We start from the raw sequence: 15057 nt of genomic DNA, 5'->3' as shown, positions 1-15057 counted from the left end.
GTTCCGTGATCAGAATTAGTCCGTCGGTGTGTTTATCGTCCGGAAAAACGCAGCCGCGACAACATCCGCAGGTCGCCCTCGCGGTAATAGTCATCGGTCCAGCTGTCATCCGCCGCCAACGGCCGGACCTGCTTGAGTTGCAGTTTCTTTGCGAAGTAGCGGAACCGGTAATGCTCATAAAAGCGCAGCAGTTCCAGCCCGTAACGATCGGCCAGGTCGGTGTCGCCACGGATGATCAGGTAGTTCTCGTCGTTGCCATTGCTGGCCGCGTCACTGAGATTGTGGCTGCCGCTGATGATGGTCGGTGAGTCGCTGGTGAAGTCGACGACGATGGCTTTGGTGTGCACCAGCAGGTTGCCCTTCTGGCCTTTCATGTTTTCCTTGAGCCAGCCCTCCAGGCCTGTGTTGAGCAGCGCGGTGGCGGCGAATTCGGCGGTGCGGTCGGCGTGGAAACCGGTGATGCTGCTGACCGTGTTTTGCAGGCCGTAACGCAAGATGTCGTCGTGAGGCTGGCCGAGTAACGCGTTGAGTATTACGTCCGGCAAGGTGAATGCGGTGACAAACAGCAGGTCTTTTTTGGCGGCATTGATGATTTCGACGAACTCATGCAAGTCGCCCTCGCCCGAGCGCGGTGAAAAACCGGCGAACAGCGGCTGGTCAGGCTGCATCGGATTGTGCTCCGTGAGCCAATCCCGCGTAGCGCCGACGTCCGCCGGTGTGGCCCAGACCTGCTCGAAGGTTTGCAGGTAACTGGCGCCGATCCGGGCGTCGTCCAGCACATGCACAACGTTGGCCTGACGGTAAACACCGTTGGCGGTGAAGTTGGTGCTGCCGCAGAGTACCGCTTCAGGCTGATGCTGCCCCGTCGCATCGAGCCGGCTCAGGACTATGAACTTGTCGTGAAAGATATTGTGGGTGACTCGCCCGCGCTTGTTCGCCGCCGGGATTTTTTCCAGGCTGGCTTCGTTCAGCGCCGTGGTGTCTTCGCCGGGTTGGGCGTGGTACAGGACCCGAACCTTTACACCGCGCTCGAAGGCGGCGTTCACCGCATCGACGATCGCCTGCAACTGGTATTCATAGATCGCGATGTCCAGCGCCCACTGGCCATCCACAGCACGTTCGATAAACCCGAGCAGGCGTGCGAGCAGACCATTTTCCAGCCATTGCCGCGGCGCGTCGGGCCATTCTTCGATGGGCAGTGTCTTGTTGACGCTGAGCAGCGCATCGAGGTCGGCGAACTTGCGCTGGAACGCCTGGCTGGCAGCCACCGCCCGGTTGAAAATCACGTTCTGGCCCTTGGGCAGGCCATTGTCCGTGGTGACTGTCACTTCCAGGCATTCACCCAGTTGTGGCGCATCGGCGGTGCCATAAGCCAGGTGAACCCGATAATGGATCGTCACACCCGGATTGACCGCGTAATCGGCCCAACGAAATTTCTGCAAAGGCGCGGCATCACTCGGGGTGGCGTGAAACTGGGGGAACGTATGATCCTTGCCGGGAAAGGTCAGGCTGTTGAACAGAAACAGCCAGGGTTTGTCGCCTTGCTGTTTTTCGATGGCAAACCCCAGCAGGCCTTTACGGCGGGGTTCGGCCAGGTCGATGGCCAGCAGCACACCGTTGGTGCCGGCGTAGGCTTTGACGCGGAAATCGTCCTGATCGTTGCGGGCTAGAACGCGCATGGGTCACTCCTGTGATTGGCTTGCTTACAGAGCATAGGGCAGCGATGCGGGGGGTAACAGGGATTTTTCGATACCCAAATGATGCCATAGCGAGCACTGTCAGCACCCTATTCAACCTGAAATCAGCCCATCGATATGTCGATAATCAACCTGCAGCTGAGTCGCCAACACTTTAGCCCGTCCGAGGCGAATCGGCCCGCGCTCGATGTCGATCAGCAACCCCGGGCAATCCAGCGTCGGCAACATCGACCACTCCTTCAGCCGTCCATCCGTCACCAGCAATAGCCGCTGCTGTTCCGCCGGAAAACGCTTTTGCCGTGCCGCCAGCCAACGCCCTGCTTCACTCAATGCCGCCAGCATTGGCGTTCCGCCGCCGGCGCCCAATCCCTCGAGCCAGTCGCGCAAGCCCGCAGAGGCTTTCAACCCCTGCACCTGCCACTTCGGCAGATGACCGCTGGCGGTCAGCAACGCCAGACGCGCACGCTGGCGATAGGCATCGTCGAACAGTTGCGCCAACAAGCCCTTGGCATCGCTCAACGCCTGATGGCGCCGGGTCGAGGCCGAGGCATCGACGATCACCAGCCACAGTTCATGAGGGGTGCGGGTACGCAAATGGAACAATAGGTCATCGCGTTGACGCGGTCGGCCATTGAGCAAAGTGCCAGGCCAGTTGACCGATCCATTACGGGCGGTGTGGCGCTTGCCCTGTTTACCCTGATCCAGCCGTCCTGCGCGGGGTCTGGCATTCGCCCCCGCGTCTGATCGAGGGCGAATGCCTAGGGCTTTTTTGGCCAGCTCGGCACTTCACGTCGAGCACCGACCGGCAGTGCCTGGGCGGGTATTTCGCCCCACTGGCCCTGGCCTTCGTTCGGATTGGGGGTTTGCGCAGGGGATTGCTGTGGCGCTTGGGACTGTTGCGGCGCAGAGGTCGAATGCTCCCGACGACGATGACGCAAGGCAAATTCGGCGACCGCGTCGATATCGTCTTCGCCAATGACGCTCGCGCCGCGCCATGCCGCATGAGCCCGAGCTGCACGCAGCCAGACCAGATCGGCCCGCAGGCCATCAACGCCGGCAGCAAAGCAGCGCTCGGTGATCTGCGCCAATGCGGCATCGTCGAGCGGGATACTCGCCAGGGCCGCACGCGCCTTCTGGCAACGCTCGCGCAGTGCCTGTTGCTGACGTTCCCACTCGGCGCAGAAGCCTTGTGGATCACTGTCGAAATCCAGTCGACGACGGATGATCTGGCCGCGCTCGGCGGGTGCGGTATGGCCACTGAGCGCGACGTTCAAACCAAAGCGGTCGAGCAGTTGCGGGCGCAGCTCGCCCTCTTCCGGGTTCATGGTGCCGATCAGCACAAACTTCGCCGAATGCCGATGGGAAATCCCGTCACGCTCGATCAGGTTGGTACCGCTGGCGGCCACGTCGAGCAGCAGGTCCACGAGGTGATCGGGCAACAAATTCACTTCATCAACGTAGAGCACGCCGCCGTCGGCCTTGGCCAATACACCGGGAGAAAACTGTGCGCGACCTTCGTTCAAGGCCGCGTCGAGATCGAGGGTGCCGACCAGCCGTTCTTCGGTGGCGCCCAAGGGCAAGGTGACGAATTGACCGCTGGCCAGCAGGTCCGCCAAACCTCGGGCCAGGGTCGACTTGGCCATGCCGCGCGGACCTTCGATCAGCACGCCACCGATTTTCGGGTCGATAGCGGTCAGGTACAGCGCGAGCTTCAAGTCATCGGCGCCGACCACGGCGGAGAGCGGGAAATGGGGGGTGTCGGTCATGTCGGGTCTCGCTTGTGGTCAGAGATTACATTGTGGCGAGGGGGCTTGCCCCCGTTCGGCTGCGAAGCAGTCGTAAAACCGGGCAACTCGGTGTAAACAGAGGTAAAAGCGGGGGCCGCTTCGCGACCCAACGGGGGCAAGCCCCCTCGCCACAGCCCCCTTCGCCATAGATCTCCTGCTCGCCGGCTAACTGTCTTCTTCTATATCGAGCAACAAATTCTCCAGCGCCTCGCGATACTCACCCGGTTCCTGCCACATCCCCCGTTGCTGCGCTTCGAGCAGGCGTTCGGTCATGTCGCGCAGGGCGTGGGGATTGTGTTCGCGGACAAAGTCCCGGGTCGCCGGATCAAGCAAATAGGCATCCGCCAGCAACGCATACTGGTGATCGTCGATCAACTGCGTGGTGGCGTCGAATGCAAACAGGTTATCGACCGTTGCCGCCAGTTCGAACGCGCCTTTATAGCCATGACGTTTGACCCCGTCGATCCACTTCGGATTGGCCGCCCGGGAACGGATCACCCGGTTCAACTCTTCCTTCAAGGTGCGGATCTTCGGTAAATCCGGCTGACTGTGGTCGCCGTGATAACTGGCCGCGGCTGCACCACTGAGGCTTTCGACGGCCGCCAGCATGCCACCCTGGAACTGGTAATAGTCGTTGGAATCGAGCAAGTCGTGCTCGCGGTTGTCCTGATTTTGCAGCACTGCCTGCACCTGACTCAGACGCTGGGCGAACTGTTCGCGGGCGGCGGTGCCTTCATCGGAGCCGCCGTAAGCATAGCCGCCCCAGTTCAGGTAAACCTCAGCCAGGTCTTCGCGGGTTTGCCACAAGCGACCGTCGATGGCGCCTTGCACACCGGCACCGTAAGCCCCCGGTTTGGCCCCGAAGATCCGCCAGCCGGCCTGTCGCCTGGCCGCCTCTTCATCCAGACCGGATTGCAGCAGCGCTTCGCGCTCGGAGCGAACCTTGGCGGCCAACGGGTTGAGATCGTCCGGTTCATCCAGCGCGGCGACCGCTTGCACGGCGGCGTCGAACAGCCTGATCAGGTTGGCGAAGGCGTCGCGGAAAAAACCGGAGACGCGCAAGGTCACGTCCACCCGCGGCCGGTCCAGCAAGCTCAACGGCAGAATCTCGAAGTCGTCGACCCGCTGACTGCCCGTCGCCCACACCGGCCGCACGCCCATCAATGCCATCGCCTGGGCAATGTCGTCGCCGCCGGTGCGCATGGTCGCGGTGCCCCAGACCGACAGACCGAGCTGACGCAAGTGATCGCCGTGATCCTGCAAGTGCCGCTCAAGAATCAGGTTCGCGGATTGAAAACCGATGCGCCACGCCGTGGTGGTCGGCAGGTTGCGCACGTCCACCGAATAGAAATTGCGCCCGGTGGGCAACACGTCCAGCCGTCCGCGACTGGGCGCACCGCTCGGCCCGGCCGGGACGAATCGCCCGCTGAGAGCGTCCAGCAGACCGCGCATTTCCGCCGGGCCGCAGGCGTCCAGGCGCGGCGCGACGACTTCGCGCAGGCTATCGATGATCGCGCTCACTTCGGACCAATCTGCCTCCTGTGAGAGCGGGTCTTTGTGGCGAGGGGGCTTGCCCCCGTTGGACTGCGCAGCAGTCCCCTTTTTTGGGGCCGCTTCGCGACCCAACGGGAGCAAGCTCCCTCGCCACAAAAGCTCGCTCCCACAGGGGCCGGGCTTGGCTTGAGGAGGGTTCAGTCGCTCGACCTCGGCATTTAAAGTCTGCGAGATCAGCTGCGCGGCGAGCAGTTCCAGACGTTCACGGGTATCCCCCGCCGTGCGCCACAGCTCATCACTGACCGCCTGCAAGGCATCCGGCCGAGGACCGCTCCAGGGCTCGGCCAACACGCAATCCAGCGGATCGAAGCCCAACTCGAACGCCTTGGCCAACGCCCGCAGCACGCTCGATTGCGCGCCACGGCCGTCGCCGCGAGGAATGCGCAACAAAGCCAATAAAGTGTCGATGCGCAGCCGCCCGGTCGGCGATTCGCCAAACACGTGCAGGCCGTCGCGGATCTGCGACTCCTTCAAATCGCACAGGTAGGTGTCCAGACGCGGCAACCAGATCGCCGCGTCGGCATCGCTGTCGAGCTTCTCGTCCAGTTGCAGTTCGCGATCGATGTGCGTGTCGCGCACCAGTTGCAGGATATCGCGCTGCAGTTCCCGGGCGCGGCGTGGATCGAGCAATTGCGCTTCGTAATATTCGTCGGCCAACAACTCAAGGTTGCGCAACGGGCCGTAGGTTTCGGCGCGGGTCAGCGGCGGCATCAGGTGATCGATGATCACCGCTTGCGTACGGCGCTTGGCTTGGGCGCCCTCGCCCGGGTCGTTGACGATGAACGGATAGATATTCGGCAGCGGTCCGAGCAATGCGTCCGGCCAGCAGTTTTCCGACAACCCGACACCCTTGCCCGGCAGCCATTCGAGGTTGCCGTGCTTGCCGACATGGATCACGCCGTGGGCGCCGTAGGTGTTGCGCAACCAGAAGTAGAACGCCAGATACCCGTGAGGCGGCACCAGGTCCGGGTCGTGATAGACCGCGCTCGGGTCAACCTGATAACCCCGCGCCGGTTGAATGCCGACGAAGGTCAGGCCGAAGCGCAGGCCGGCAATCATCATTCGCCCGCCACGGAACATCGGATCGCTTTCCGGCGGCCCCCAACGTTCCAGTACTGCCTGGCGATTGGCTTCTGGCAGTGCATTGAACATCAGAAAATAATCGTCCAGTGCCAGGCTTTGCTGACACGGTCGTTGATCGACAGTGTCCAGGTCATTGCTGACACCACCGAGCAGTTGCTGGATCAGCGCGGTGCCGCTGTCCGGCAACTCGGCCGGTAGCGGATAACCTTCGACGTGCAGGGCACGGAGGATATTCAGCGCGGCGGCCGGAGTGTCGAGACCGACGCCATTGCCGATGCGCCCATCGCGGGTCGGGTAGTTGGCGAGGATCAGAGCGATGCGTTTTTCGCTGTTGGGCACTCGCGCCAGATCGATCCAGCGCCGCGCCAGTTCAGCGACAAAATCCATGCGTTCCGGTTGGGGTCGATAGCAAACCACATCGGACTGACTGCGCTCGCTGCGCCACGCCAGGTCCTTGAAGCTGATCGGCCGGCTGATGATTCGCCCGTCCAGCTCCGGCAGCGCGATGTGCATCGCCAAGTCCCGGGGGCCGAGGCCCTGCTCGCTGGCAAGCCAACCCGGTTCATTGTCCTGGGCGCAGATCGCCTGAATCACCGGGATGTTGCGACGAAACGGCCGCAGGTGCGGCGCTTCGGGGCTGGATTGGGCGAAACCGGTGGTGTTGAGAATCACCCCCGCCTCGACTTCATCCAGCAAATCCTCGACCACCATCAGGCAGCCGGGTTCTTTCAGACTGGCCACGGCAATCGGCAATGGGTTGAGCCCCGCCGCCTGCAAACGCTGGCAGAAAATATCGATGAAACCGGTGTTCGCCGCCTGCAAGTGCGAGCGGTAAAACAGCACCGCCGCCACCGGCTGATCGACCTGCCAATCGGCTTGCCAATCCTTCAGTTGCGCGGGGCTTTTTTGCGGGTGGTAGATCGCGGTGCGCGGCAGGGTTTGTGGCTCCGCCCAGGCGTAATCGCGACCCAGCCAGCGATTGGCCAGACAGCGGAAAAAATCCAGGGCATTGGCCATGCCGCCCTGGCGCAAAAACTGCCAGAGCCGGTCGCGGTCTTCGGGAATCACCGTGCTCAGGTCGCTGAGTTCCGGGTCCGGGCGATCGTCGCCCGGCACCAGAATCAGCTGCACGCCCCGCTGGGACAGCTCCACCAGACGCTCGATGCCGTAACGCCAATAGGCGATGCCGCCGTGCAGCGAGATCAGAATCACCTTGGCGTGGCGCAGCACTTCGTCGACATAAAGATCGACCGAGGCGTGATTCTGCACCTGCATCGGGTTGGCCAGGCGCAGGCTCGGGTAATCGTCGGGCAGCTGTTGCGCCGCCTCGGCGAGCAACGCCAGGCTGGAATCGCCGCTGCACAGGATCACCAGCTCGGCGGGGGTTTGTCCAAGGTCGGCAATGTTGTCATCCGACACGAAACCGCCGGGCTGGGTCCTGAGCAGGTGCATGGGTTAAACGCTGAGCGCAGCGCGCAATTGCGCTTCGAGCTGAACGGCGTCCAACGCCTGACCGATCAACACCAGACGGGTGCTGCGCGCTTCCTCAGCGCCCCACTGGCGGTCGAAGTGTTTGTCGAAACGCGTGCCCACGCCCTGAATCAACAGGCGCATCGGCTTGTTTGGCACCGCCGCAAAACCTTTGACCCGCAGGATGCCGTGCTGGACCACCAGTTGCGTCAGCGCGTCCATCAGCAGACTTTCGTCGGCTTGCGGCAGCTCGATCGAGATCGAGTCGAACGCGTCATGGTCGTGATCGTGGTCGTCTTCACCTTCATGGTGATGATCGTGATGGCTGTGGCGGCTGTCGATGTGTTCTTCGGAACCGGCGCCGAGGCCGATCAGTACGTCCAATGGCAAGCGACCGCTGCTGGCTTCGATGACTTTCACCGCCGGCGGCAGCTCTTCGGCGACTTCCAGGCGCACGCGGGCCAGGTCTTCGGCGCTGATCAGGTCAGCCTTGTTGAGAATCACCAGGTCGGCGCTGGCCAGTTGGTCGGCGAACAGCTCGTGCAGCGGCGATTCGTGGTCCAGGTTCGGGTCGAGTTTGCGCTGGGCGTCCACTTGATCCGGGAACGCGGCGAAGGTGCCGGCAGCGACGGCCGGGCTATCGACCACGGTGATCACCGCGTCAACGGTGCAGGCGCTACGGATTTCCGGCCATTGGAAGGCTTGGACCAAAGGCTTTGGCAGGGCCAGGCCCGAGGTTTCGATGAGGATGTGGTCGAGGTCGCCGCGACGAGCAACCAACTCGCGCATCACCGGGAAGAATTCTTCCTGAACGGTGCAGCACAGGCAGCCGTTGGCCAATTCGTAGACGCGACCGCTGGCCTCTTCTTCCGTGCAGCCGATGGAGCATTGCTTGAGGATCTCACCGTCGATGCCCAGCTCGCCGAACTCGTTGACGATCACCGCGATGCGACGGCCCTGGGCGTTGTCGAGCATGTGCCGCAGCAAGGTGGTTTTGCCCGAACCGAGGAAGCCGGTAACGATGGTGACGGGGAGTTTGGCCAGTGTTTTCATCGGATGCCCTTTGGCAAGGTGGCGGGCATACGGGACGACAACCGGCAACGCGGGGGCGCGTGCCTGAAGAGTTCGCCACCGGATCACCCCGCCCGGTTGAAAGTGAGAATCTGTGTCGAGGCAGGTCTCCTGGCTGACGGTGTGCCGGGCGGGTCAGCCTGGCATTCGCTGCGCCTTCCCGCGAACCCGTTGCACGGGCTTGCAGTGGCGTGGCAGCGAACATCACCGTTCACAGTTGCGGGGGCAGCCGCGGCATCGACCGCGTTCCCTTCTTAGCTCCGGCAAACGCCGAAGAACCTCGAAAGCGCAAGGCTACGCATCGTGTGGGGGCGGGTCAATGTCTTGTCGGAGAATGCGATCACCCGTGGCGAGGGGGCTTGCCCCCGTTCGGCGGCGAAGCCGTCGCAAGACCTGCTTGCGGGGTATGCCTGAAAGAATACAGGGGGCCGCTTCGCTGCCCAACGCGGGCAAGCCCCCTCGCCACAGAGTTGAGAACCCTTGCCAATTGACTCCCCGCCCCCGCCCATGCTCTCCTACACGCCTTGTTACGGGTGCCCTTCACAGGGTGAAACGGGAAACCGGTGAATCATGTGCTTTACTCTAAAGCCATGTCAGTCCGGTGCTGCCCCCGCAACGGTAAGCGAGTGAAGCGTCAGATCCACTGTGTCGGTCATACGGCATGGGAAGGTGATGCTTGCAGGTTCAGGCGTTAGCCCTGCCCCTCGCGAGCCCGGAGACCGGCCCGCAACACAAAGTGACTTTTACGTTCACTGAATAACAAACCCGCGGTGGGCGGGCGCTGTTCGAAATCTCTGCGAGCCCTTGGCGTGCGGAGGTTTTCATGCGCTCTATTCACCCGCTGACAGACCAGAGGGAAGCGCCATGTCGATCATCAGCAGCACCGGCCACGCAACGGCCAGCACCACCACAACCCTGACTCAACGCCTGACCGCCGCCGTGTGTGCGTCGATCCTTGGCGCGTGCCTTGTGTATTTCGCCGGTTTCTCGCACATCGAAGCGGTACACAACGCCGCGCACGACACCCGTCACAGCTCTGCCTTTCCGTGCCATTGAGACCTGCTGACATGATCAAGCGTATTGCGCAAACCGCAGGTTTCACCGGGCTGCTGGCCGCGCTGCTATTGACCCTGCTGCAAAGCTTCTGGGTCGCCCCGCTGATTCTGCAGGCCGAAACCTACGAAAAATCCGAGCCGGCCGCTGTTGAAGTCCACGAACACGCCGCCGGTGCCGTCGCTCACACCCACGACGCCGAAGCCTGGGAACCGGAAGACGGCTGGCAGCGCGTGCTGTCCACTACCGGCGGTAACCTGGTGGTGGCCGTCGGTTTCGCCTTGATGCTCGCCGGTCTCTACACCTTGCGTGCACCGACCAAAACCTCTCAGGGCCTGCTCTGGGGCCTGGCCGGTTATGCGACGTTCGTGCTGGCACCGACTCTCGGCCTGCCGCCTGAGCTGCCGGGCACTGCCGCGGCTGATCTGGCGCAACGGCAAATCTGGTGGATCGGCACTGCCGCGTCTACAGCGGTCGGTATCGCGCTGATCGTATTCAGCCGTCACTGGCTGATGAAAGCTCTCGGCGTGGCGATCCTGGCCGTGCCGCATGTGATCGGCGCACCGCAACCGGAAGTCCATTCGATGCTGGCGCCGGAAGCCCTGGAAGCGCAATTCAAAATCGCTTCGCAGCTGACCAACGTGGCGTTCTGGCTGGCCCTGGGCCTGATCAGCGCCTGGTTGTTCCGCCGTAAAAGCGATGGCCATTACAGCGCATGACTGACGTCAGCGCAGCGCCGACCCTGGTGGTCGGCCTGGGCTGCCAGCGCGGCTGCCCCGTCAGCACGCTGCGGGCGCTGCTCGATCAGGCGTTACAGGCCCATCAAATCGAGCTTCGTGAGATCAAGGCCCTGGCCAGTATCGACCTGAAGCGCGATGAACCTGGCCTGATTCAACTGGCCGAACAGCTGGCATTGCCGTTGATGTATTTCAGCAGCGAACAATTGGCCGGTTATGAACCGCAACTCAGCCACCACTCGGACATCGCGTTCGAACGCACCGGCTGCTACGGCGTGGCCGAAAGTGCCGCGCTGGCCCTGGCCGAACAATTGGCTCAGGCACCGCCAAAGTTGCTGATTCCACGACAAAAATACGCCCAGGCCACCCTGGCATTGGCCAGCGCCGCGTAAAATCCCCGATAATCCCCGCCCTCGATCATGAGCATTCTTCATCTGGAGCATGCCCAAGCCCTATTTCTGACAGGAAACGACGATGACCGTCTACTTCATTGGCGCCGGCCCCGGCGACCCGGAACTGATCACCGTCAAAGGCCAGCGGCTGATTCGTAGCTGCCCGGTCATCATCTATGCCGGCTCCTTGGTCCCCGCCGCCGTGCTGGAAGGCCACCGGGCCGAACGGGTGGTCAACAGCGCCGAACTGCATCTGGAACAGATCGTCGAGCTGATCAAAACCGCTCACGCCAACGGCCAGGACGTGGCTCGGGTGCATTCCGGTGATCCGAGCCTGTATGGCGCGATTGGCGAGCAGATTCGCTACCTGCGTGAACTCGACATCCCATTCGAAATCGTTCCCGGCGTTACCGCCACCGCTGCCTGCGCGGCCCTGTTGGGTGCTGAACTGACCCTGCCGGACGTGTCACAGAGCGTGATTCTGACCCGTTACGCCGACAAGACCGCGATGCCCGCTGGCGAAGACCTGGGCAGCCTGGCGCAACACGGGGCGACCATGGCGATCCACTTGGGGGTCAATCATCTGGAGAAGATCCTTGCCGAATTGCTGCCGCACTACGGCGCCGATTGCCCGATCGCGGTGATTCACCGGGCAACCTGGCCAGATCAGGACTGGGTGGTGGGGACACTTGCAGACATTGCACAGAAGGTTCAAGCCAAGGGCTTTCGCCGAACGGCGCTGATTCTGGTGGGCCGGGTGTTGGGTAGTGACCACTTCAGTGAGTCGTCGCTGTATCGGGCGGGGCATGCTCACCTATACAGACCTTGAGCCAAACACACACTGTGGCGAGGGGGCTTGTCGGAACGCCGCATCGCCCCGTTCGGCGGCGAAGCCGTCGCAAGACCTGCTTGTAGGGTATGTCTGAAAGAATGCAGGGGGCCGCTTCGCGACCCAACGGGGGCAAGCCCCCTCGTCACAGGTTATCGATCACCCATAAAAAAACGGCACTCACGGGTGCCGTTTTTTCGCTTCTGCAGCGAACACCTTAGTAGTAGGCGTTTTCTTTCTGCGTGTGGTCGGTCACGTCACGTACACCCTTGAGTTCAGGAATGCGCTCGAGCAAGGTGCGTTCGATGCCTTCTTTCAGGGTGACGTCTGCCTGGCCGCAGCCCTGGCAACCGCCGCCGAACTTCAGCACGGCAATACCGTCTTCAACCACATCGATCAGGCTGACCTGACCGCCGTGGCTGGCCAGCCCCGGGTTGATTTCGGTTTGCAGGTAGTAATTGATGCGCTCGTTGACCGGGCTGTCGGCGTTGACCATCGGGACTTTGGCGTTTGGCGCCTTGATGGTCAGCTGGCCGCCCATGCGGTCGGTGGCGTAGTCGACTACCGCATCGTCCAGAAACGCTTCACTGAACGAGTCGATATAAGCGGTGAAGCTTTTGAGCCCCAGCGCCGTGTCTTCAGGTTTTTCTTCGCCCGGCTTGCAGTAGGCAATGCAGGTTTCGGCGTATTGGGTGCCAGGCTGGGTGATGAAGACGCGGATGCCGATACCCGGGGTGTTCTGCTTGGACAGCAGATCAGCCAGGTAATCATGGGCGGCGTCGGTAATGGTAATAGCGGTCATGGAAACTCCTCGCAGGCTTGGACGCAGTTTACGCCAATCGACGCGCCGCACAAAGTCCTAGTATTTTTGTCGGGATCTGTGGCGAGGGGGCTTGCCCCCGTTCGGCTGCGCAGCAGTCGTAAACCAGACAACTCGGTGTATCTGAAGAATGTAGAGGGCTGCTTCGCAACCCAACGGGGGCAAGCCCCCTCGCCACAGGTCGCTCCTACAGAGGGCAGCGGTGCGTGTTCAGGCCCTCAATCAGAGATTCTCGTAGCGATTCATGTCCAGCACGCCCTCTTCCACCGGGTCGGTGTCGTGGATGTAGCGGCTCAGATCATGGAAATACTGCCAGAACTGCGGATGACTGCGACGAATGCCCCAACGTTCGACGATTTTCTCGAAGCTGGCAGCATCTCTCGCATTTTCCATCTCGTCGACGAACGCTGGCACTTCCCCGGCCGGGATGTTGAACATGAAGTTCGGGTAGCTGCTTAGAACACCGGGATAGATCGTCAACGTGTCGAGCCCCGACTGATAACGCAGCGACTCCCCGAGCAGGAACGCCACGTTGCTGTGGGCTCGGTTACGCAGCAGGCTATAAACCTCGCGCTTGCCGCTTGGGGCCTCGATCCGCAACATCGTGGCTTCCGGCAACTGATCGATGACTTTCAAACCGGCGGCCGGGCGCGACGTCAGGCGGCTCAGAGCCTGCTCGGCGTTCTGCAACGCCGGATCGATGTTCGGCCGCGAGCAGTAAGCGCCGTCGCAACGGTTGATCGGATCAGGCCTGGCATTGAGCTCGCCGTAACGGGACAGCAACTGCATGGCGAAGTCGCGCTTCGGATCGCTTTCGTCCAGCGTCAGCGCCGTCGGCTTGTCGTTGTCGATGTCCTCGTAATCCAGCCACATCTTGAACTTGCCGCTGTTCTGGTACCAATCGTCGAGGTAGCCGTCCCGTGAGTTGGCCGGCATCAGGCGCAGGAAGTTCTGCTCGGCGCCATTGCGGATCAGGTCGAAGTACAGCCGGGTCTGAGCCTGATGGGACACGTTGCCGAACACATCGAAGTTGACCGCCAACTGGTAATACGTGCGCTCCAGTAACGGAAAATCGAACAGCCACATTGTTTGCGGCACATCACCGATCAGGCCCTTGGTCACCGAGGCGCTGTCGAAATGCCGGAAGATACTCAGCAACGCATTGTCATTACCGGCCCACAGGGTCGACCAGCTCGGCGCCGGCAAGTCGGCATAGCTATCCCGGCGCAGGGCCTCATATTCGTTGCGCTTGTTGCGGTAGTCGCGCCACAGACTCAGGACGCTGCCGACGTCATCGTTCTGCCCCGGCATCGCCAGCAACGGCGTAGCCTTGCCGCGATATTTCGGGTCGGTGATGTAAAGGTCATGTTCCGGGGCCTGGAACAGTGCCCAGAAGTTGTCGCGAATCACGTCGGTGGCGATCTGGCCCCGGCAGACCGGGCCGCGAATAAAGGTACGCACGAAGTATTCGGCGTTATCGAGCATGAATTGGTAACGCGCCTGAGCCGGGATCGCTTCGAACGTGGCAAACGGATTGGCCCGCCGCTCCGGCCCGTAGCCCGGCAATGCGTGGACCTGCCAGTTACCGTTGTAAAACAGGCTCTTGATCCGTGCCATCTTCGCCGCGCTCAGCGGGTAGGTGATGTGGGTCTTGTGCACGATCACGCCTTGCACCGGCCACAGACGGTAGTAGATCTGAGTGCCCGGATCGTCATTCGGCCGACGGGTGTTGATCAGGTCGATGGGCTGCCCCGTCGGCGTTCGCGAACGTACCCACTGAAAGAAATGCCCCGGTTCGCCGTCCTTGAAATAGATATGGGCCAAGAACCAGTGCTCGAACAACCAGCGCCCGACCAGACTCTCCCGGGCGCCTGGCGCATTGAGCAGGTTTTCCCACTGCACCACCTGCAAGGCTTCCTTGGCGCTGGGCACCAGGCCCTGCTGGTCGATCGGCGCGCCGGAGGCCAGCCAGCGTTGCAACGTCTGGTATTGCTGATCGGTCAGGCCGGTCACTGCCAGCGGCATGCCCTCTTTCGGGTGGGAACTGGCGTAGCCGCTGAACTCTGCCGGCATGGCACACATGTTTTCCCGGTTCAGGCCCAGGACGATGTCTTCCGGTAGCTTGGCGTTGGGTTGCAACGGCGTGCTGTGGCCCAGCTCAAGCATGCGCGCCATCAGTGCCGCCTGACTGCCTTGGGCGTCGAGCACCGAATAGAAGCCCTTTTGCTGCCAGGCACGTTTGCCGAAGGCGTCATAAAACAACCGGGTCGGCGCGGCGGCCTTGCTGCGTTCGCCGTCATAGACCGGCGCCTTCGTTGCACCTCGGGTCGCCCCTTCGCCGCTGCCCAGGTTGAGCTGACAGGCGGAGTCGTAGCAGGCATGGCAGGCCACGCACTTTTCGGTGAAGATCGGTTGAATGTCGCGAACGTAGGAAATATCCGGACCTTGCGCAGCGGCGCCCCCGCTTAAAAACAGCATCAATAGGCTGGTGACGACGCGATACGACATATCCCTGGTCCTGATCATGAGAAAACGCCGCGATTCTACCGGTCTGGCCTGCGCAC

11 protein-coding genes and 2 riboswitches are annotated in these 15057 nt (G+C 62.1%); of the genes, 4 read left to right on the top strand and 7 right to left on the bottom strand.

The window, feature by feature from the left end; genetic code table 11:
- Nucleotides 1-32: 32 nt before the first annotated feature.
- The 5 genes from J3D54_RS20880 to cobW form a co-directional block, all read right to left on the bottom strand.
- Nucleotides 33-1679, bottom strand: a complete 1647-nt coding sequence (locus J3D54_RS20880) for a phospholipase D-like domain-containing protein (protein ID WP_253422277.1) — start codon at nucleotides 1677-1679, stop codon at nucleotides 33-35.
- 111 nt (nucleotides 1680-1790) lie between these two features.
- Nucleotides 1791-2336 (bottom strand): VWA domain-containing protein, encoded by a 546-nt coding sequence (locus J3D54_RS20875; RefSeq protein ID WP_253422275.1) that lies wholly within the window; start codon nucleotides 2334-2336, stop codon nucleotides 1791-1793.
- Between the two features lie 119 nt (nucleotides 2337-2455).
- A complete protein-coding gene (locus tag J3D54_RS20870; RefSeq protein WP_253422273.1) occupies nucleotides 2456-3463 on the bottom strand; it encodes an ATP-binding protein in 1008 nt (335 codons plus the stop codon).
- Between the two features lie 186 nt (nucleotides 3464-3649).
- Complete coding sequence (gene cobN / locus J3D54_RS20865; RefSeq protein ID WP_253422271.1) at nucleotides 3650-7573, bottom strand: cobaltochelatase subunit CobN; 3924 nt, start codon at nucleotides 7571-7573, stop codon at nucleotides 3650-3652.
- Between the two features lie 3 nt (nucleotides 7574-7576).
- On the bottom strand, nucleotides 7577-8644 hold the full coding sequence (gene cobW / locus J3D54_RS20860; RefSeq protein WP_301293474.1) for a cobalamin biosynthesis protein CobW: 1068 nt from the start codon (nucleotides 8642-8644) through the stop codon (nucleotides 7577-7579).
- Between the two features lie 101 nt (nucleotides 8645-8745).
- A riboswitch (cobalamin riboswitch) is annotated at nucleotides 8746-8960 on the bottom strand.
- Between the two features lie 216 nt (nucleotides 8961-9176).
- Nucleotides 9177-9405: riboswitch (cobalamin riboswitch) on the top strand.
- A gap of 121 nt (nucleotides 9406-9526) precedes the next feature.
- On the opposite strand from cobW, the gene J3D54_RS20855 reads away from it, so the two are divergent.
- The 4 genes from J3D54_RS20855 to cobM all read left to right on the top strand — a co-directional run bounded on the left by J3D54_RS20855 (nucleotide 9527) and on the right by cobM (nucleotide 11673).
- On the top strand, nucleotides 9527-9718 hold the full coding sequence (locus J3D54_RS20855; RefSeq protein ID WP_019649183.1) for a CbtB-domain containing protein: 192 nt from the start codon (nucleotides 9527-9529) through the stop codon (nucleotides 9716-9718).
- Between the two features lie 11 nt (nucleotides 9719-9729).
- Entirely contained in the window at nucleotides 9730-10434 is a 705-nt protein-coding gene (locus J3D54_RS20850; protein ID WP_253422268.1) for a CbtA family protein, read from the top strand.
- Complete coding sequence (locus tag J3D54_RS20845; protein WP_253422267.1) at nucleotides 10431-10844, top strand: cobalamin biosynthesis protein; 414 nt, start codon at nucleotides 10431-10433, stop codon at nucleotides 10842-10844. The genes J3D54_RS20850 and J3D54_RS20845 overlap by 4 nt, the downstream gene beginning before the upstream one ends.
- Nucleotides 10845-10926: 82 nt before the next feature.
- Nucleotides 10927-11673, top strand: coding sequence for a precorrin-4 C(11)-methyltransferase (gene cobM / locus J3D54_RS20840; protein WP_253422266.1), 747 nt, complete (start codon nucleotides 10927-10929; stop codon nucleotides 11671-11673).
- Between the two features lie 217 nt (nucleotides 11674-11890).
- Here cobM and nfuA read toward each other — a convergent pair whose 3' ends face one another.
- Both nfuA and J3D54_RS20830 read right to left on the bottom strand, forming a co-directional pair.
- Nucleotides 11891-12475 (bottom strand): Fe-S biogenesis protein NfuA, encoded by a 585-nt coding sequence (nfuA, locus tag J3D54_RS20835; RefSeq protein ID WP_007946504.1) that lies wholly within the window; start codon nucleotides 12473-12475, stop codon nucleotides 11891-11893.
- Between the two features lie 240 nt (nucleotides 12476-12715).
- Nucleotides 12716-15001, bottom strand: coding sequence for a fatty acid cis/trans isomerase (locus J3D54_RS20830; RefSeq protein WP_253422265.1), 2286 nt, complete (start codon nucleotides 14999-15001; stop codon nucleotides 12716-12718).
- Nucleotides 15002-15057 lie beyond the last annotated feature (56 nt).

Origin of the sequence: Pseudomonas sp. GGS8 (genome assembly GCF_024168645.1) — a bacterium.
Taxonomy (GTDB): Bacteria; Pseudomonadota; Gammaproteobacteria; order Pseudomonadales; family Pseudomonadaceae; genus Aquipseudomonas.
Note: the sequence above shows the minus strand (reverse complement) of the source record. Positions and strands in the feature narration are given on the sequence as shown.